We start from the raw sequence: 18,087 nt of genomic DNA, 5'->3' as shown, positions 1-18,087 counted from the left end.
CGCCGTGGCGTCCGCATGTTGGAACGGAGTATCCGGTTCCCGAGATCCGCTCCATCATGTAACCTGCACGAAATTTTGCACTTACGCAGAGGGCCAACGTCGTCCCTCGGCAAGCTGAATATGCCAATTGACGACGACGGGAGAGCCGATGCGTACGCCGCGCCAGCCGTCCCAGCACTCCACGAGTGGCCAGAAGTGGTCCTTCATGGATGCTCGCCCTGCTGCGCAGGGTATGTACGACCCCCGCAACGAAAAGGACGCCTGTGGCGTCGGATTCGTGGCCACCCTCACCGGCGAGGCGAGCCATGCGCTGGTCGAGCAGGCGCTCACGGTTCTGCGCAACCTGGAGCACCGCGGTGCCACCGGCTCCGAGCCCGACTCGGGCGACGGCGCGGGCATCCTGTCCCAGGTTCCGGACGCCTTCTTCCGTGAGGTCGCCGGCTTCGAGCTGCCTGCGGCCGGTGCGTACGCGGTCGGTATCGCCTTCCTGCCGGAGGACGGCGTCGAGGACGCCGTCTCGCGCATCGAGACGATCGCCGCCGAGGAGGGCCTCACCGTCCTCGGCTGGCGCGAGGTCCCGGTCGCCCCGGAGCTGCTCGGCGCCACCGCCCGCTCGACGATGCCGGCGTTCCACCAGATCTTCGTCGGCGACGGCTCGTCGGAGGGCATCGACCTCGACCGCAAGGCCTTTGTGCTGCGCAAGCGCGCCGAGCGCGAGGTCGACGTCTACTTCCCGTCGCTGTCCGCGCGCACGATCGTCTACAAGGGCATGCTGACCACCGGCCAGCTGGAGCCCTTCTTCCCGGACCTGTCAGACCGCCGCTTCGCCTCCGCGATCGCGCTCGTGCACTCCCGGTTCTCCACGAACACCTTCCCGTCGTGGCCGCTCGCGCACCCGTACCGCTTCGTCGCGCACAACGGTGAGATCAACACCGTCAAGGGCAACCGCAACTGGATGGCGGCCCGCGAGTCCCAGCTGGTCTCGGACCTCTTCGGCAACGACGAGAAGGCCCTCGAGCGCGTCTTCCCGATCTGTACGCCGGACGCCTCCGACTCGGCGTCCTTCGACGAGGTGCTCGAACTCCTGCACCTGGGCGGCCGTTCGCTGCCGCACTCCGTGCTGATGATGATCCCGGAGGCGTGGGAGAACCACGACTCCATGGAGTCGGTCCGCCGCGCCTTCTACCAGTTCCACTCCAACCTGATGGAGCCCTGGGACGGTCCGGCCTGTGTCACCTTCACCGACGGAAAGCAGGTCGGCGCGGTCCTCGACCGCAACGGCCTTCGCCCCGGCCGCTACTGGGTCACCGACGACGGCCTCGTCGTCCTCGGCTCCGAGGTCGGCGTCCTCGACATCGACCCCGCCAAGGTCGTCCGCAAGGGCCGTCTCCAGCCCGGCAGGATGTTCCTCGTCGACACCGTCGAGCACCGCATCATCGAGGACGACGAGATCAAGGCCGGCCTCGCCGCCGAGCAGCCGTACGCGGAGTGGCTGGAGGCCGGCGAGATCGAGCTCAGCGACCTGCCCGAGCGCGAGCACATCGTGCACACCCACGCCTCGGTCACCCGCCGCCAGCAGACCTTCGGCTACACCGAGGAAGAGCTGCGCGTCCTCCTCGCGCCGATGGCCAAGGCCGCTGCCGAGCCGATCGGTTCGATGGGTACGGACTCGCCGATCGCCGCGCTGAGCGAGCGACCGCGCCTGCTCTTCGACTACTTCACCCAGCTGTTCGCGCAGGTCACCAACCCGCCGCTGGACGCGATCCGCGAGGAGCTCGTCACCTCGCTGCGCTCCTCGCTGGGCCCGCAGGGCAACCTGCTCGACCCGAGCGCCGCCTCCTGCCGCTCCGTCGTGCTGCCCTTCCCGGTGATCGACAACGACGAGCTGGCCAAGCTCATCCACATCAACGCCGACGGCGACATGCCCGGCTTCAAGGCCGCGACCCTGTCCGGCCTGTACCGGGTCTCCGGCGGTGGCGACTCCCTCGCCGCGCGCATCGAGGAGATCTGCGCCGAGGCCGACGCCGCCATCGACAACGGCGCCCGGCTGATCGTCCTCTCCGACCGCCACTCGGACGCCGAGCACGCGCCGATCCCGTCGCTGCTGCTCACCGCGGCCGTCCACCACCACCTCATCCGCACCAAGCAGCGCACCCAGGTGGGCCTGCTGGTCGAGGCCGGTGACGTCCGCGAGGTCCACCACGTCGCCCTGCTGATCGGCTTCGGCGCCGCGGCCGTGAACCCGTACCTCGCCATGGAGTCCGTCGAGGACCTCCTGCGCGCGGGCACCTTCCTGAACGGTCTGGAGCCTGAGCAGGCCATCCGCAACCTGATCTACGCCCTGGGCAAGGGCGTACTGAAGGTCATGTCGAAGATGGGCATCTCGACCGTCGCCTCCTACCGCGGCGCCCAGGTCTTCGAGGCCGTGGGTCTCGAAGAGGGCTTCGTCCAGAAGTACTTCAGCGGTACGGCCTCCAAGATCGGCGGCGTCGGCATCGACGTCATCGCCAAGGAGGTCGCGGCCCGGCACGCCAAGGCGTACCCCGCCTCCGGCATCGCGCCCGCGCACCGCGCCCTCGAGATAGGCGGCGAGTACCAGTGGCGCCGTGAGGGCGAGCCGCACCTGTTCGACCCGGAGACGGTCTTCCGCCTCCAGCACTCGACGCGCGCGAACCGCTACGACATCTTCAAGAAGTACACGGACCGCGTGAACGAGCAGTCCGAGCGCCTGATGACGCTCCGCGGCCTGTTCGGCTTCAAGTCGGACCGTCAGCCGATCTCCGTCGACGAGGTCGAGCCGGTCTCCGAGATCGTCAAGCGCTTCTCCACCGGCGCCATGTCGTACGGCTCCATCTCCAAGGAGGCGCACGAGACCCTCGCCATCGCCATGAACCAGCTGGGCGGCAAGTCCAACACCGGTGAGGGCGGCGAGGACGCGGACCGGCTGTACGACCCGGCGCGCCGGTCCAGCATCAAGCAGGTCGCCTCCGGCCGCTTCGGTGTGACCTCCGAGTACCTGGTCAACGCGGACGACATCCAGATCAAGATGGCCCAGGGCGCCAAGCCCGGCGAGGGCGGCCAGCTGCCCGGCCACAAGGTGTACCCGTGGGTCGCCAAGACCCGGCACAGCACCCCGGGCGTGGGCCTGATCTCCCCGCCGCCGCACCACGACATCTACTCCATCGAGGACCTGGCCCAGCTGATCCACGACCTGAAGAACGCGAACCCGCAGGCGCGGATTCACGTGAAGCTGGTCTCCGAGGTCGGTGTCGGCACGGTCGCGGCGGGTGTGTCCAAGGCGCACGCGGACGTCGTCCTGATCTCCGGTCACGACGGTGGCACCGGTGCCTCCCCGCTGACCTCCCTGAAGCACGCGGGCGGCCCCTGGGAGCTCGGTCTCGCCGAGACCCAGCAGACCCTGCTGCTCAACGGCCTGCGCGACCGGATCGTCGTGCAGACCGACGGTCAGCTCAAGACCGGCCGTGACGTCGTCATCGCCGCGCTGCTCGGCGCCGAGGAGTTCGGTTTCGCGACCGCGCCGCTCGTCGTCTCCGGCTGCGTCATGATGCGCGTCTGCCACCTGGACACCTGCCCGGTCGGCATCGCCACCCAGAACCCGGTGCTCCGCGACCGGTTCACCGGCAAGGCCGAGTACGTCGTGAACTTCTTCAAGTTCATCGCCGAAGAGGTCCGCGAGATCCTGGCCGAGCTGGGCTTCCGCTCCATCGAGGAGGCCGTCGGTCACGCCGAGAGCCTCGACGTCGAGCGGGCCGTCAACCACTGGAAGGCGCAGGGCCTGGACCTGGCCCCGCTCTTCTACGTGCCCGAGCTGCCCGAGGGTGCGGCGCTGCACCAGGTCATCGAGCAGGACCACGGCCTGGAGAAGGCGCTCGACAACGAGCTCATCAAGCTCGCCGCCGACGCCCTGGCCGCCGACTCGGCGACCGACGCCCAGCCGGTGCGCGCCCAGGTCTCGATCCGCAACATCAACCGCACGGTCGGCACCATGCTCGGCCACGAGGTGACGAAGAAGTTCGGTGGCGCGGGCCTGCCCGAAGACACCATCGACATCACCTTCACGGGCTCCGCCGGCCAGTCCTTCGGCGCCTTCCTGCCGCGCGGTGTCACGCTCCGCCTGGAGGGCGACGCCAACGACTACGTCGGCAAGGGCCTCTCCGGTGGCCGGGTGATCGTGCGCCCGGACCGGGGTGCCGACCACCTCGCCGAGTTCTCGACGATCGCGGGCAACACCATCGCCTACGGCGCGACCGGTGGCGAGCTGTTCCTGCGCGGTCGTTCGGGCGAGCGGTTCTGCGTCCGCAACTCCGGCGCGCTGGTGGTCTCGGAGGGCGTGGGCGACCACGGCTGCGAGTACATGACCGGCGGTCACGCGGTGGTCCTCGGCGAGACGGGCCGCAACTTCGCGGCCGGCATGTCCGGCGGTGTCGCCTACGTGATCGACCTCGACCCCGACAACGTCAACGTCGGCAACGCGGGCGCCGTGGAAGCACTCGACGACGCCGACAAGCAGTGGCTGCACGACGTGGTGCGCCGCCACCAGGAGGAGACCGCCTCCACGGTCGCCGAGAAGCTGCTCGCCGAGTGGGACACCGCCGTCGAGCGCTTCAGCAAGATCATCCCCAGCACGTACAAGGCAGTGCTCGCCGCCAAGGACGCCGCCGAGCAGGCGGGACTCTCCGAGTCCGAGATCACCGAGAAGATGATGGAGGCGGCGATCAATGGCTGACCCGAAGGGCTTCCTGAACCACGGCCGTGAGGTCGCCAAGTCCCGCCCGGTCGACGTACGTCTGAAGGACTGGAACGAGGTCTACGTCCCCGGCTCCCTGCTGCCGATCATCAGCAAGCAGGCCAGCCGCTGCATGGACTGCGGCATCCCGTTCTGTCACAACGGCTGTCCGCTCGGGAACCTCATCCCCGAGTGGAACGACTTCGCCTACCGCGAGGACTGGTCCGCCGCCTCCGAGCGTCTGCACGCGACCAACAACTTCCCGGAGTTCACCGGTCGCCTGTGCCCCGCTCCCTGTGAGTCGGCGTGTGTGCTCGGCATCAACCAGCCGGCCGTGACCATCAAGAACGTCGAGGTCTCGATCATCGACAAGGCGTGGGACAGCGGTGATGTCGAGCCGCAGGCCCCGGAGCGCCTGTCCGGCAAGACCGTCGCGGTCATCGGGTCGGGCCCCGCCGGTCTCGCCGCCGCCCAGCAGCTCACCCGGGCCGGTCACACCGTCGCCGTCTACGAGCGCGCGGACCGCATCGGAGGCCTTCTCCGGTACGGCATCCCCGAGTTCAAGATGGAGAAGCGGCACATCAACCGCCGTATCGAGCAGATGCGCGCGGAGGGCACCCGCTTCCGTACCGGCATCGAGATCGGTCGCGACCTCAGGGCGACCGACCTGAAGAAGCGCTACGACGCGATCGTCATCGCCGCCGGTGCCACGACCGCCCGTGACCTGCCGGTCCCCGGCCGCGAGCTCAAGGGCATCCACCAGGCCATGGAGTACCTGCCGCTGGCCAACAAGGTGCAGGAGGGCGACTACGTGGCGCCCCCCATCACGGCCGAGGGCAAGCACGTCATCGTCATCGGCGGCGGCGACACCGGCGCCGACTGCGTGGGCACCGCCCACCGCCAGGGCGCGGCCTCGGTCACCCAGCTGGAGATCATGCCGCAGCCGGGCGAGGACCGTGCCCCGCACCAGCCGTGGCCGACCTTCCCGATGCTCTACAAGGTCACCTCCGCGCACGAGGAGGGCGGCGAGCGGGTCTACTCCGTCTCGACGACCCACTTCGAGGGCGACGAGGACGGCAACGTCCAGTGGCTGCACCTCACCGAGGTCGAGTTCATCGAGGGCAAGCTGACCCCGAAGCCGGGCACGGAGCGCAAGATCCCCGCCCAGCTGGTCACCCTCGCGATGGGCTTCACCGGCACCGACCGGGAGAACGGCCTGGTCGAGCAGTTCGGCCTGGACCTCGACGAGCGCGGCAACATCGCCCGCGACGCCGACTTCCAGACCAACGTGCCGGGTGTCTTCGTCGCCGGTGACGCCGGCCGCGGCCAGTCGCTCATCGTGTGGGCGATCGCGGAGGGCCGCTCGGCCGCCCGCGGCTGCGACCGCTTCCTGACCGGTGCGAGTGAACTGCCCGCGCCGATCCGTCCGACGGACCGCTCGCTGATGGTGTGATCACACCCGAATAGACGTCCCGTACAAAGGCGTACGGAACACTGACGGCGCCTGCCCCCCACGTCCCCGACCGGACCACAGGGCAGGCGCCGTCGCATGCTCTCCTACGGCACCCGGAACGTCTCCCCGTACACCTGCCACTCCAGCGGTGTCCTCAGGTCCAGGTTCCCCTCGTCCAGGAAGCGTCGTTGCGCGGTGTCCACGCGGGTGGTGTCGATCTCCGCGTCGCGGGTGCGCATGGCGTCCTCGCGGAGGTCGAGGAAGGTGTCCAGGTAGGCCTTCTCCGAGCCGCCCTCGGTCGGGCTGTCGGACTTCTGGAGGGCGCGTTCGCGCAGGCCGTAGAAGCTGGTGGGGTCGGTGCCGGGGCCGTGGAAGACCATCGCGTCGTAGTAGACGAACTGGCCGAGGGTGCCGAGGCCGTCGAGTTTGGCGAGGCGCACCGCGGGGTCGAAGTAGACGCGGTCACGTGCCGTGTCCTGGGCCTGCTGGAAGGCCGGGACCCGGGCCTCCGCCTTCCAGGCGGCCGTGAAGCCGGGGTCGAGGCCTTCGTGGGAGTCCGTGCCGTCGACCGCGCGCAGCGCGGGGAGGTACTTCGCGAGACCGTTGCCGGGGTGGGCCTTCGTGTAGCCCTCGACGAGGGTGAGCAGGTCGTTGGTGCCGGTGCAGAAGCCGATGATGCCGGCCGTGTAACCCTGGCCGTCGCCGATGTCCTCGATGTAGGCGTAGGCGCTGCGCCAGTCGAGGGTGGAGTTCTCGGCGCTGGCGACCAGCTGCTGGGCGAGCTCCTTCTTGGCAGGGGCGGCCAGGCCCGGCGGCAGGTCGGCGACGACCGCTACGTCCGCCGCGCTCCCTGCCCTCCCTGCCCTCCCGGACCGCTCGGCCCAGGCTTTGGCACCTTGGGCGCCCTCGGCGTCCTGGGCCGCCTGGGAACGGTAGGCCGAGGAGAGGTCGGGGCCCGCCCCTCCCGCGCCGGAGTCCTCGGGCGCGAAGAGGTAGACCGACGCCGTGGCGACCACGGGGACGGCCGCGAGGAGCAGCAGGCGGGGGCCTTTCACTGCGCTCCCGTCAGTTCGGCGACCTTGGCCCAGGCAGACACCAGGAGCACCACCAGCAGTACGGCACAGGCTCCAGCCTGCACCAGGGCACGACGGCTGTCCCGGGGTGCGTAGGCGTAGGCGAGCGTGACGACGGCTCCGGCGAGCAGGCCGCCGAGGTGGCCCTGCCAGGACGTCAGCCCCGCGGAGATCAGCAGCCACAGCAGCAGGCCGGCCATGAAACGGTTGACGGCGGCCATGTCGGCGCCGAGGCGGCGGGCCATCACGTAGTACGCGGCGCCGAGCCCGAAGATCGCGCCGGAGGCGCCGAGCGTGGGGTCGCCGGGCGCGATCAGCAGCACGAGGACCGAGCCGCCGAGCGCGGACAGCAGATAGAGGACGACGTACCGGAGACGGCCGAGCTGGGCCTCGACGACCCGGCCGATGTTCCACAGCGACACCATGTTCATCACGATGTGCAGGATCCCGAACGTGCCCTCGGTGGGCGGCAGATGGAGGAACGCGCTGGTCAGCAGGCGGTACCACTCGCCGTCGACGACACCTACGGCGTGGAAGTCGGAGGGGTAGGTGTCCTGCCACACGTAGTGGCCGCCGTCCGAACCCACGAGCCCGGCGCCCAGCATCTCGAAGCGGTCCACGATCGCCGGGCGCACCAGCTCGCCGACGTAGGCGAGCACGTTGAGGCCGATGAGGACGTACGTCACCAGGGGGACGGCGGTGATCCGCCCGCCGAACGCGGTCCGGGCCTGCCGCACCGACCGGGCCCCCTCCCGCACACACTCCGGGCACTGGTGGCCCACGGCCGCCTCCCGCATGCAGTCCGGGCAGATGTACCGCTCGCAGCGGGCGCAGCGGACATGGGACTCCACCGCCGGATGGCGATAGCAGGTGGTGACGGCGGATTCGGGGTCCACGGCCGGCTCCTCGGAGTGACAGGGGTGATGATCGAGCCGGTGGGGACGGCGGCGAACAAAATAGCGAACGCAGGTGAGTGGGAAGAGCGGAGGGGTCGGGTTCAGGAGGTTGCCCGCCCCGTTGGCATCACCCACGCGTCGTGCCACCCTGAGGATGATCCGACGGGGAGGCGACGACTCATGGACGGCGCACGTTCGGTGAACAAGGGCACTCGTGGCGGAGCGGCCGGAAAGGGCGAGAAGCTCGCCGACTGGGCCGACGGACGGCTGGGCCTGTACGCGCTCGCCAAGGCCAACATGCGCAAGGTCTTTCCGGACCACTGGTCGTTCATGCTGGGCGAGATCTGTCTCTACAGCTTCCTCATCCTGATCCTCACGGGCGTCTATCTCACCCTGTTCTTCGAGCCCAGCGGGGTCGAGGTCGTCTACCACGGCTCCTACGAGCCCCTCAACGGCGTGGTGATGACCAGAGCCTACGAGTCCACCCTCGACATCAGCTTCGACGTGCGCGGCGGACTGCTGATCCGGCAGATCCACCACTGGGCGGCGCTGGTCTTCGTCACCGGCATGCTCGTGCACATGATGCGGGTGTTCTTCACCGGCGCCTTCCGCAAGCCGCGCGAGCTCAACTGGGTGTTCGGCTGGACCCTGCTGTTCCTCGGCATCATCACCGGCCTGACCGGCTACTCCCTCCCCGACGACCTGCTGTCCGGCACCGGCATCCGGTTCGCCGACGGGGCGATCCTGTCCGTCCCGATCGTCGGGACGTATCTGTCGTTCTTCCTGTTCGGCGGGGAGTTCCCGGGGCACGACATCATCCCCAGGCTCTTCCCGATCCATGTGCTCGTGCTGCCCGGGATCATGCTCGGCCTGGTGGTCGCCCATCTGATCCTGGTCTTCTACCACAAGCACACCCAGTACCCGGGGCCCGGCCGCGACAACAAGTCCGTGGTCGGCATGCCCTTCCTGCCGGTCTACATGGCCAAGGCGGGCGGCTTCTTCTTCCTGACCTTCGGCGTGCTGGCGCTCATGGGCGGCCTCGCCCAGATCAACCCCGTGTGGGCGTTCGGACCGTACAGCCCGCAGCTGGTCACCACCGGCGCCCAGCCCGACTGGTACCTGGGCTTCTCCGAGGGGCTGATCCGGGTGATGCCGGGATGGGAGATCAACTTCTGGGGCCACACCCTGGAGCCCGGTGTCTTCATCCCCTTCTCCCTCTTCCCGCTGATCCTGGTGGCGCTCGGGGTCTACCCCTTCGTCGAGGCGTGGATCACCGGCGACAAACGCGAGCACCACATCCTGGACCGGCCGCGCAACGTGCCCGTCCGCACGGGGCTGGGCGTCGCCTGGCTGAGCCTGTACGTGGTGCTGCTGATCGGCGGCGGCAACGACATCGTGGCCACGCATCTGCATCTGTCGATCAACGCGATCACCTGGTTCGTGCGGGTGTCCGTGTTCGTGGTGCCGGTGCTCGCCTTCGTCGTCACCAAGCGGATCTGTCTCGGGCTGCAGCGCCGGGACCGGGACAAGGTGCTGCACGGCCGCGAGACCGGCACCGTCCGGCGGCTCCCGCACGGCGAGTACGTCGAGGTCCACGACCCCCTCCCGCAGGAGCAGCTTCACACCCTCACGCAGCACGAGCAGGAACCGCCGTACGAGATCGGGCCGCTGGTCGACGCCAACGGGGTGCGGCGGCCGGTCAGGCGTTCCCAGCGGGTGCGGGCCGGGCTCGCGCGGGCGATGTTCGGGCCCGACACGCGGATCGACAAGCCGACGGCGAAGGAGTATCGCGAGATCACCAGCGGCGACCACCACTGAGGACGGTGTCGCGGCACTCGTCGGGACTGCCCCAGGCGGTGCGCAGGGCGCGGGCCTTGGTGAGCCACAGGGACAGGTCGTACTCCGCGGTGTACCCGATCGCGCCGTGGAGCTGGAGCGCGGTACGCGCGGTGGCGTACGCGGCCTCGCACGCGGTGACCTTGGCGGCGGCGACGTCTTCCTCGGTCATCGTCAGGGCGGCGCCCAGGACGAGGGGGCGGGCGAACTCCAACGCGATCTTCGCGTCGGCGAGTTGGTGTCCGACGGCCTGGAAGGAACCGATGGGGACGCCGAACTGGGTGCGCTGCTTGACGTGCTCGACGGTTCTGTCGAGCAGCGCGAGACCGACGCCCAGGGCCTGTGCGGCGGTGGTGAGGCGGGCCAGGAGGAGGGCGGGGGCCAGGGGCGGGTCGGTGGCGAGGAGTTCGCCGCCGGGGTCCAAGGGGGTGAGGCGCCGGGCGGGGTCGAGCGAGGGGCACACAGGGCCGTGGCCGGGGGCCAGGCGCAGCCCGTCGGCCGTCAGGGAGAGACGGATGCCGGCCGCTTCACCGTCCAGGGCGTAGCCGTGGTCGCGGGCGACCGTGGCCATCGTCTCGCCTGCGGACAGCGCCGGGAGCAGTCGCTTCGCCGGGCCCGGTTCGGTGAGCAGCGTCGCCGCCACCACCGTCTCCACCAAGGGGCCCGGTACCGCGTGCCGCCCCAACTCCACGAAGGCCAGAACGAGTTCCACGGGACGCGGGCCCAGCCCCTCGTAGGCCTCCGGTACCGCCAGCGCGAACACCCCCGCCTCGGCGATACGGCGCCACAGCGCGCGCCCGCTCGCATGGTCCCCTCGGCTCCAGTCCCGTACGACGGAGGGCGTGTCCGCGGCCGTCAGCATCGCGTCCAGGGAGGCCGTGAACTCCCGTTGCTCGGCGTCGAGAAGGAAACGCATCAGCGGCGGCCCTTCGGCAGGCCCAGCAGGCGCTCGGCGATGATGTCGCGCTGGATCTCGTTCGTGCCGGCGTAGATGGGGCCGGCGAGGGAGAAGACGTACCGCTCGGACCAGTCCGTGTCGGCCATCTCGCCCTCCTCACCCAGGAGATCGAGGGCCGTCTCGGTGAGGGCGATGTCGTACTCGGACCAGAAGACCTTGTTCAGGCTGGACTCCGGGCCGAGTGTCTCGCCCTCCAGGAAGCGGGAGGCGGCCGCGTAGGTGAAGAGCTGATAGGCGCGGGCGCCGATCAGGGCGTCCGCGACACGGGTCCGGGTGGCCTGGGGGCTGCCCTGGGACTGCCAGAGGTCGTACAGGCGGTCGGCGGCGGCCAGGAAGCGGCCCGGTGAGCGCAGCATCAGGCCCCGTTCGTTGCCCGCCGTCGACATCGCGATCCGCCAGCCCCGGCCGGGCTCGCCGATGACGTCCTCGTCCGGCACGAACACCTCGTCCAGGAAGAGCTCGGCGAAGGCCGGTTTCCCGTCGAGGCGGCGGATCGGGCGGACGGTGACACCGGGGGCGCGCAGGTCGAACATCAGGTAGGTCAGGCCCTGGTGGGGTTTCGGCGTGTCGGGGTCGGTGCGGAAGAGTCCGAAGGCGCGGTCCGCGAAGGCGGCTCGGGAGGACCAGGTCTTCTGGCCGCTGAGCAGCCAACCGCCTTCCGTGCGCACCCCCTTCGCCCTCAGGGAGGCCAGATCCGAGCCCGCCTCCGGCTCCGACCAGGCCTGCGCCCAGACCGTCCGCCCGGTGGCCATGGACGGCAGGACCCGGTCCCGCTGCTCCTGGGTGCCGTGGTCGAAGAGGGTCGGGGCGAGGAGGCTGACGCCGTTCTGGTTGACGCGTCCGGGTGCCCCGGCCGCGTAGTACTCCTCCTCGAAGACCAGCCAGCGGACGATCCCCGCGTCCCGGCCGCCGTACGCCGCCGGCCAGTTGACCACCGACCAGCGGTCCGCGGCGAGTTCCGCCTCCCACGCGCGATGGGCCGCGAAGCCCTCCTCGGTCTCCAGGGAGGGGAGCGGGGAGGCGGGCACATGCGCGTGCAGCCATGAGCGGGCCTCGGCGCGGAAGGCCTCGTCCTCCTGCGTGAACGCCAGATCCATGGACACCCGTCCTTCCCTAACAAGTGTTTGGTAGGTTAGCGTGGCGCCATGACAGGCGTCGAGAGTCCGGTGTACGAACCGGGGCACGGGCTGCTGAAGGGGCGCACCGCCGTCATCACCGCCGCGGCCGGCGCGGGCATCGGCGGGGCGACCGCGCGCCGCTTCCTGGAGGAGGGCGCGCGCGTCCTGATCAGCGACGCGCACGCACGACGGCTCAAGGAGTACGGCGCCGAGCTGGCCGGGGAGTTCGGGCCCGAGCGGGTCGCCGCGCTGCCCTGTGACGTGACGGACGAGGCGCAGGTCCAGGCGCTGTTCGACGCGGCCCTGCGGGAGCACGGCCGACTCGACGTCGTCGTCAACAACGCCGGCCTCGGCGGCACCTCAGCCCTCGTCGACATGACCGACGAGCAGTGGACCCGCGTCCTGGACATCACCCTGAACGGCACCTTCCGGTGCACCCGGGCGGCCCTGCGGCTGATGCGCGACGCGAGGGACTCCGGCGGCGTGATCGTCAACAACGCCTCCGTCGTCGGCTGGCGCGCCCAGGCCGGACAGGCGCACTACGCCGCCGCGAAGGCCGGCGTGATGGCGCTGACCCGCTGCGCGGCGCTGGAGGCCGCCGAGTACGGCGTACGCGTCAACGCCGTGGCACCGAGCCTCGCCATGCACCCGCACCTGGTGAAGGTGACCTCGGCCGAGCTGCTGGAGGAACTGACCGCGCGCGAGGCCTTCGGGCGGTACGCCGAGCCCTGGGAGGTGGCCAACGTGATCGTGTTCCTGGCGTCCGGCTACTCCTCGTACATGACCGGCGAGGTCGTCGCCGTCAGCAGCCAGCACGCATAGGACGACAATGACACCGTGCCGACCAAGCCGACCAAGAAGAAGCCCCAGGTGAGCGCCGCAGCGCCCGCGCGCCGCCGCGAACTCCTCGACACCGCCGCCGAGGTCTTCGCCGAACAGGGCTACAACGCCACGACCGTACGCAAGATCGCGGACCACGCGGGCATGCTCGCGGGCAGTCTCTACTACCACTTCGACTCCAAGGAATCGATGCTGGAGGAGATCCTGCGGACCTTCCTCGACGAGCTCTGGGGCGGCTACGACGCCGTCCTGGGCGCCGAACTCGACCCGCGCGAGACGCTGGAGGCCCTGGTCACCGAGTCGTTCCGGGAGATCGACCGGCACCGCGCGGCCGTCGCGATCTACCAGAAGGAGAGCAAGCAGCTGGTGGCGCAGGAGCGGTTCGCGTTCCTCGCCGAGTCGCAGCGCAGGTTCGAAAAGGCCTGGCTGTCCACGCTGGAACGCGGGGTCGCGGCCGAGGTGTTCCGGGCCGACCTCGACGTACGGCTGACCTACCGGTTCGTGCGCGACACCGTGTGGGTCGCCGCGTCCTGGTACCGGCCCGGCGGACAGCACAGCCCGGAGGAGATCGCCCGGCAGTACCTGTCGATGGTGCTGGACGGGATCGCCGTACGCGAATAGCCCTTTCATCCGAGGGAGTTGACATGGCCGAGGCCTACATCGTCGAAGCGGTCCGTACGCCCGTCGGGCGGCGCGGGGGAGGACTGAGCGGGGTCCACCCGGCCGATCTGGGAGCGCGGGTGCTGGTCGCGCTGGTGGAGCGGGCGGGGGTCGATCCGGCCGCCGTGGAGGATGTCGTCTTCGGCTGTCTGGACGCGGTCGGGCCGCAGGCCGGGGACATCGCACGGACGTCGTGGCTCGCCGCCGGGCTGCCCGAGGAGGTGCCCGGGGTGACCGTGGACCGGCAGTGCGGGTCCTCGCAGCAGGCCGTGCACTTCGCCGCGCAGGGCGTGCTGTCCGGGACGCAGGACCTCGTCGTCGCCGGCGGGGTGCAGAACATGTCGATGATCCCGATCGCCTTCGCGACCCGGCAGGCCGCCGAGCCGCTCGGGCTGACCCAGGGGCCCTTCGCGGGCAGTGAGGGGTGGCGGGCACGGTACGGGGACCGGGCGGTGAACCAGTTCGTCGGTGCCGAGATGATCGCCGGGAAGTGGGGGATCAGCCGCGAGGACCAGGAGGAGTTCGCGCTCCGGTCCCACCGGCGGGCCCTGCGGGCCATCGATGAGGGCCGCTTCGAGCGCGAGACGGTGGCCTACGGCGAGGTCGCGGTCGACGAGGGCCCGCGCCGGGACACGTCGTTGGAGAAGATGGCCGGCCTGAAGCCGGTGATCGAGGGCGGCACCATCACCGCGGCCTGCTCCTCGCAGGTCTCCGACGGGGCGGCGGCCATGCTGCTGGCCTCGGAGCGGGCGGTGCGCGAACACGGCCTCACGCCACGCGCGCGCGTGCACCACCTCTCCGTACGCGGCGAGGACCCCATCCGGATGCTCACCGCCCCCATACCGGCCACCGCCCACGCCCTGAAGAAGACCGGCCTCACCATCGACGACATCGACCTCGTCGAGATCAACGAGGCCTTCGCCCCGGTGGTCCTGGCCTGGCTGAAGGAGACGGGCGCGGACCCGCAGAAGGTCAACGTCAACGGCGGCGCGATCGCCCTCGGGCATCCGCTGGGGGCGACAGGAGTGAAGCTGATGACGACCCTGCTGCACGAACTGGAGCGCACGGGCGGCCGGTTCGGCCTCCAAACCATGTGCGAGGGCGGGGGGCAGGCGAACGTGACGATCATCGAGAGGCTGTGAGGCCGGTCAGGATTTCCTGCGCCTCCTTCATGATCCGCTCCACCAGTTCCGCGCACGAGGGCAGGTCGTCGATCACCCCGGCGACCTGCCCGGAGGCCATGACTCCGAGATCCGTACGGCCGTCCACCATCGCCGACCTGAGCAGCATGGGCGTGTTGGCGGCGAGCAGGACCTGGCTCCAGGTGAGGTCCTTGCCGTGGCGCATCGCGAGACCGTCGTGGACCAGCTGCCGCCAGGTCAGGCCGGAGAGCCTGCGGAAGGCGGCGGCGTGCCGGCCGGCGCGCAGCAGGGTGCGTGCACGGCTCGTTGTCTCCAGGGACTCCACCAGGTCCGTGCGCAGCATGCGGTGGGGGAGCCCGTCGACCGCCCGGGTCACCGTCACGTCCTTGACCGTCGCCGCCAGATAGCGCGCCTTCACCGCGTCCGGCACCGTCGAGTCCGAGGTGAGCAGGAAACGGGTGCCCATGGCGACGCCTGCCGCCCCGTACGCCAGCGCCGCGACCAGACCCCGCCCGTCGAAGAAGCCCCCCGCCGCCACGACGGGGATGTCCACCGCGTCCACCACCTGCGGCAGCAGGACCGTCGTCGCCACCTCCCCGGTGTGCCCGCCGCCCTCGCCGCCCTGCACGATCACCGCGTCCGCGCCCCAGGCAGCGACCTTCTCGGCATGCCGCCGGGCCCCGACGGACGGGATCACGACCACCCCAGCCTCCTTCAGCGCGCCGATCAGCTCGGCGGAGGGCGCGAGGGCGAAGGACGCCACCCGCACCCCTTCGTCGACGATCACGCGCACCCGGTCACCGGCGTCCGCCGCGTCGGCCCGCAGATTGACCCCGAAGGGGGCGTCCGTACGGGACTTCACCTCCCGTACGGCATCCCGGAGCCGGTCGACCGTCATGGTCGCGGAGGCCAGGATGCCGAGCGCGCCCGCGTTCGCCGTGGCGGAGACCAGGCGCGGGCCCGCCACCCACCCCATCCCGGTCTGCACGATCGGACGGCGGACACCCACCAGCCGGGTGAGTGCGGTCTCCATCAGGCGCCGACCTCCCTGGACCGGGCGTTCTGCGGATCGATCACCTCACGGATCAACCGCAGCTCCCGCTCGGTCGGTTCGCGCGTGTACGGCACCTCGTCCGGCACCACCAGATCGAACCCGGTGGCCTCCCGCACCTGTGCCACGGTGACCCCCGGATGCACCGACGCCAGCCGCATCGAGTGGTCCGGCGTCGCGAAGTCGAAGACACCCAGGTCGGAGACGACCCGGGGGATCCGGTGATAGGGGGCGCCGTCCGCATGGTCGTACCCCACCCCGCACACCATGTCGACCTTCTCCACGAAGACCCGCCGGGAGTGCCTCGGCACCCAGTAACTGGTCGGGTTGTTGAGGGTGTTGACCGGTGCTCCCCGCACCCCGAGCAACTGCCGCTTGGGCCGCGCCCAGTCGCCGATGCACGAGATGTTCTGGTTGCCGTACCGGTCGATCTGGCTCGCGCCCATCATCACGTGCCTGCGGCCGCCGGTGACCAGGGCGAGATGCCGGCGGTAGGGCAGCCAGCCCTCGACGGTGCCGTCGACGCCCACGAGCAGGGCCTCGCCGTCGGTCATGAGGAGGTCGGGGGAGAACGTCCGCCGGGCGAGCCGGGCGCCGACGGACGGGATCAGACCCATCGGGCTCGCCAGCACCTCGCCGTCGCCCCGCCAGGCCTCGGCGCAGGCGATCACGCAGTACTCGGCACGGGTGACGGTCATGAGCCGGCCCCTTCGGAGGATGCGAGGTAGCGCTCGGCGAACTCCGGCCAGGGGGTGGTCGCGTACTCCCGCTGGGCGGCCTCGTCCCGGGCGTAGTCGGGCGCGCAGGACGTGAAGTGGGCGCCGTTCGGGGCTTCCACGACCCCCGTCACCGTGTGCCGTCCGATCAGCAGCGACTGCGGAGCCGCCTCCTTCGTCAACTCCGCGGTGTCGACGACCCGTTCGCACGACAGGTAGGCCGCGTCCGCCGCCTCGCAGAAGAGGTCGTCGAAGTAGGGGTCGGGACCCAGGTACTGCCCGTTGCCCAGCCGGTCGGCACGGTTGACGTGGACCAGGGCCGCGTCCAGGCGCAGGGCGGGCACCGCGACGAACGTCTCCCCGTCGTCGTACGGCGAAGTCACCGTCCTGAGGCCCGGGTTGACCCGCATGACGTCCGAGCCGAGCCCGGCCCGCACCGGCAGGAACGGCAGCCGGTTCGCGGCCGCGTGCAGGCCCCACATGAACATCGCCTCGTCGATCTCCATGAGCTCGAAGGCACCGGCCTCGCGGGCCGCGCGGTAGTGCGGTTCCAGGGGGATCGAGTCGAGCGTGACGAAGGCGGCGACCAGTTTCCGAATCCGTCCGGCGGCGGCGAGCATGCCGACCTCGGGGCCGCCGTACGCCACGATCGTCAGGTCGGTGACCTCGGAGCGCAGCAACGCGCGGACCAGGGCCATGGGTTTGCGGCGGGATCCCCAGCCGCCGATGCCGAGGGTCATGCCGCTGCGCAGGCGGGAGACGGCCTCGTCGGCGGTCATCGTCTTGTCGGTCATGCCTCTTCCTTCCCGAACCGGTCCCGGACCCGGTCCGCGACCCCGCTGACGCTCGCCTCGAAGGTGAAACCCTGCTCGAAGCGGTAGCTGCGGCGGACGTCGACGGGGTCGATGCCGTTGATGGCGGCCTTGGCCAGACGCAGCAGCTCCCCGTCCTTGGCGGCGATCTCGCGGGCCAACTCCAGTGCTGCGTCGGTGAGTTCCTCGCCCGGCACCACCCTCCACACCGATCCGTGCGTGTGCAGCTCGGCCGCCGTCACCGTGCGCGAGGTGTAGTACAGGGCGCGCATCAGATGCTGCGGGACCAGCCGGGACAGATGGGTGGCCGCGCCCAGCGCGCCGCGGTCCAGCTCGGGCAGCCCGAAGACGGCGTCCTCGCTCGCCACCACGACGTCCGCGTTGCCCACGAGCCCGATGCCGCCGCCCAGGCAGAATCCCCGCACGGCCGCGACGACGGGCACCTCGCACTCGTACACCGCCGAAAAGGCCTCGAAACAGCCGCGGTTGGCGCCGACCAGTGCTCCGGGGCCTCGCGCCTGGAGTTCCTTGATGTCCACCCCGGCGTTGAACCCGCGTCCCTTCGCCGCCAGCACCACGCACCGCACCCGAGGGTCCCGGCCGGCTGCGCGCACCGCGTCGGCCAGGGCGAACCAGCCGTCCACCGGCAGGGCGTTCACCGGCGGGAAGTCGACCGTGACGACGGTGATCCCGTCCTTTTCCGGCCCCTTTTCCGGGGGCGAGGTGGAGACACCCATGGAAGCATCAGCTACCTTTCCACCAAACGTTTGTTAGGTGAAGGGTAG

14 protein-coding genes are annotated in these 18,087 nt (G+C 70.4%); 6 read left to right on the top strand and 8 right to left on the bottom strand.

Features of this window, described 5'->3' with window-relative positions:
* Window positions 1-148 precede the first annotated feature (148 nt).
* Both gltB and RNB18_RS11170 read left to right on the top strand, forming a co-directional pair.
* Window positions 149-4,747 carry a glutamate synthase large subunit gene (gltB, locus tag RNB18_RS11175; RefSeq protein WP_311713958.1) on the top strand — a complete coding sequence of 1,533 codons (4,599 nt, stop codon included), beginning with the start codon at window positions 149-151 and terminating at the stop codon, window positions 4,745-4,747.
* Window positions 4,740-6,200 carry a glutamate synthase subunit beta gene (locus RNB18_RS11170; RefSeq protein ID WP_311713957.1) on the top strand — a complete coding sequence of 487 codons (1,461 nt, stop codon included), beginning with the start codon at window positions 4,740-4,742 and terminating at the stop codon, window positions 6,198-6,200. Before gltB ends, RNB18_RS11170 begins: the two co-directional genes overlap by 8 nt.
* A 104-nt stretch (window positions 6,201-6,304) precedes the next feature.
* Here the strand turns inward: RNB18_RS11170 and RNB18_RS11165 are convergent, their stop codons facing one another.
* Both RNB18_RS11165 and RNB18_RS11160 read right to left on the bottom strand, forming a co-directional pair.
* On the bottom strand, window positions 6,305-7,255 hold the full coding sequence (locus RNB18_RS11165) for a chitosanase (RefSeq protein WP_311713956.1): 951 nt from the start codon (window positions 7,253-7,255) through the stop codon (window positions 6,305-6,307).
* Complete coding sequence (locus RNB18_RS11160) at window positions 7,252-8,169, bottom strand: rhomboid family intramembrane serine protease (RefSeq protein ID WP_311713955.1); 918 nt, start codon at window positions 8,167-8,169, stop codon at window positions 7,252-7,254. The genes RNB18_RS11165 and RNB18_RS11160 overlap by 4 nt, the downstream gene beginning before the upstream one ends.
* Before the next feature lie 180 nt (window positions 8,170-8,349).
* On the opposite strand from RNB18_RS11160, the gene qcrB reads away from it, so the two are divergent.
* Window positions 8,350-9,987 carry a cytochrome bc1 complex cytochrome b subunit gene (gene qcrB, locus RNB18_RS11155; RefSeq protein WP_311713954.1) on the top strand — a complete coding sequence of 546 codons (1,638 nt, stop codon included), beginning with the start codon at window positions 8,350-8,352 and terminating at the stop codon, window positions 9,985-9,987.
* On the opposite strand, the gene RNB18_RS11150 is transcribed toward qcrB, so the two are convergent.
* Both RNB18_RS11150 and RNB18_RS11145 read right to left on the bottom strand, forming a co-directional pair.
* Window positions 9,965-10,921 carry an acyl-CoA dehydrogenase family protein gene (locus tag RNB18_RS11150; RefSeq protein ID WP_311713953.1) on the bottom strand — a complete coding sequence of 319 codons (957 nt, stop codon included), beginning with the start codon at window positions 10,919-10,921 and terminating at the stop codon, window positions 9,965-9,967. The genes qcrB and RNB18_RS11150 overlap by 23 nt on opposite strands.
* Entirely contained in the window at window positions 10,921-12,060 is a 1,140-nt protein-coding gene (locus tag RNB18_RS11145; RefSeq protein WP_311713952.1) for an acyl-CoA dehydrogenase family protein, read from the bottom strand. Before RNB18_RS11145 ends, RNB18_RS11150 begins: the two co-directional genes overlap by 1 nt.
* A 48-nt stretch (window positions 12,061-12,108) precedes the next feature.
* On the opposite strand from RNB18_RS11145, the gene RNB18_RS11140 reads away from it, so the two are divergent.
* The 3 genes from RNB18_RS11140 to RNB18_RS11130 are packed head-to-tail and all read left to right on the top strand — an operon-like array spanning window position 12,109 to window position 14,723.
* Window positions 12,109-12,903 (top strand): SDR family oxidoreductase, encoded by a 795-nt coding sequence (locus tag RNB18_RS11140; protein WP_311713951.1) that lies wholly within the window; start codon window positions 12,109-12,111, stop codon window positions 12,901-12,903.
* Window positions 12,904-12,918: 15 nt separating this feature from the next.
* Window positions 12,919-13,542, top strand: a complete 624-nt coding sequence (locus RNB18_RS11135; RefSeq protein WP_057618451.1) for a TetR/AcrR family transcriptional regulator — start codon at window positions 12,919-12,921, stop codon at window positions 13,540-13,542.
* 23 nt (window positions 13,543-13,565) lie between these two features.
* Complete coding sequence (locus RNB18_RS11130) at window positions 13,566-14,723, top strand: acetyl-CoA C-acetyltransferase (RefSeq protein ID WP_306982932.1); 1,158 nt, start codon at window positions 13,566-13,568, stop codon at window positions 14,721-14,723.
* On the opposite strand, the gene RNB18_RS11125 is transcribed toward RNB18_RS11130, so the two are convergent.
* Genes RNB18_RS11125 through RNB18_RS11110 form a run of 4 tightly spaced genes read right to left on the bottom strand, consistent with a single transcriptional unit; the run spans window position 14,707 to window position 18,039 of the window.
* Window positions 14,707-15,756: an NAD(P)H-dependent flavin oxidoreductase gene (locus tag RNB18_RS11125; RefSeq protein ID WP_311713950.1), complete on the bottom strand. Its 1,050-nt coding sequence runs from the start codon at window positions 15,754-15,756 to the stop codon at window positions 14,707-14,709. The two genes, RNB18_RS11130 and RNB18_RS11125, sit on opposite strands and share 17 nt — an antisense overlap.
* The gene (locus tag RNB18_RS11120; protein ID WP_311713949.1) at window positions 15,756-16,472 is read right to left on the bottom strand and encodes a CoA-transferase subunit beta; all 717 of its coding nucleotides are present in this window, start codon (window positions 16,470-16,472) and stop codon (window positions 15,756-15,758) included. Before RNB18_RS11120 ends, RNB18_RS11125 begins: the two co-directional genes overlap by 1 nt.
* Window positions 16,469-17,284 carry a CoA transferase subunit A gene (locus tag RNB18_RS11115; RefSeq protein ID WP_311713948.1) on the bottom strand — a complete coding sequence of 272 codons (816 nt, stop codon included), beginning with the start codon at window positions 17,282-17,284 and terminating at the stop codon, window positions 16,469-16,471. The genes RNB18_RS11120 and RNB18_RS11115 overlap by 4 nt, the downstream gene beginning before the upstream one ends.
* Window positions 17,281-18,039: an enoyl-CoA hydratase family protein gene (locus tag RNB18_RS11110; RefSeq protein ID WP_311713947.1), complete on the bottom strand. Its 759-nt coding sequence runs from the start codon at window positions 18,037-18,039 to the stop codon at window positions 17,281-17,283. The genes RNB18_RS11115 and RNB18_RS11110 overlap by 4 nt, the downstream gene beginning before the upstream one ends.
* Between the last annotated feature and the right edge of the window lie 48 nt (window positions 18,040-18,087).

The organism is Streptomyces doebereineriae, from assembly GCF_031845645.1.
GTDB classification, from domain to species: domain Bacteria; phylum Actinomycetota; class Actinomycetes; order Streptomycetales; family Streptomycetaceae; genus Streptomyces; species Streptomyces canus.
This window is presented reverse-complemented; position numbering and strand designations above follow the sequence as displayed.

Excerpts from the sequence above, each read along its gene's own strand:
- gltB (WP_311713958.1), top strand. The coding sequence starts at position 149 with ATGCGTACGCCGCGCCAGCCGTCCCAGCACTCCACGAGTGGCCAGAAG.
- RNB18_RS11170 (WP_311713957.1), top strand. The coding sequence starts at position 4,740 with ATGGCTGACCCGAAGGGCTTCCTGAACCACGGCCGTGAGGTCGCCAAG.
- qcrB (WP_311713954.1), top strand. The coding sequence starts at position 8,350 with ATGGACGGCGCACGTTCGGTGAACAAGGGCACTCGTGGCGGAGCGGCC.
- RNB18_RS11150 (WP_311713953.1), bottom strand. The coding sequence starts at position 10,921 with ATGCGTTTCCTTCTCGACGCCGAGCAACGGGAGTTCACGGCCTCCCTG.
- RNB18_RS11145 (WP_311713952.1), bottom strand. The coding sequence starts at position 12,060 with ATGGATCTGGCGTTCACGCAGGAGGACGAGGCCTTCCGCGCCGAGGCC.
- RNB18_RS11140 (WP_311713951.1), top strand. The coding sequence starts at position 12,109 with ATGACAGGCGTCGAGAGTCCGGTGTACGAACCGGGGCACGGGCTGCTG.
- RNB18_RS11130 (WP_306982932.1), top strand. The coding sequence starts at position 13,566 with ATGGCCGAGGCCTACATCGTCGAAGCGGTCCGTACGCCCGTCGGGCGG.
- RNB18_RS11125 (WP_311713950.1), bottom strand. The coding sequence starts at position 15,756 with ATGGAGACCGCACTCACCCGGCTGGTGGGTGTCCGCCGTCCGATCGTG.
- RNB18_RS11120 (WP_311713949.1), bottom strand. The coding sequence starts at position 16,472 with ATGACCGTCACCCGTGCCGAGTACTGCGTGATCGCCTGCGCCGAGGCC.
- RNB18_RS11115 (WP_311713948.1), bottom strand. The coding sequence starts at position 17,284 with ATGACCGACAAGACGATGACCGCCGACGAGGCCGTCTCCCGCCTGCGC.
- RNB18_RS11110 (WP_311713947.1), bottom strand. The coding sequence starts at position 18,039 with ATGGGTGTCTCCACCTCGCCCCCGGAAAAGGGGCCGGAAAAGGACGGG.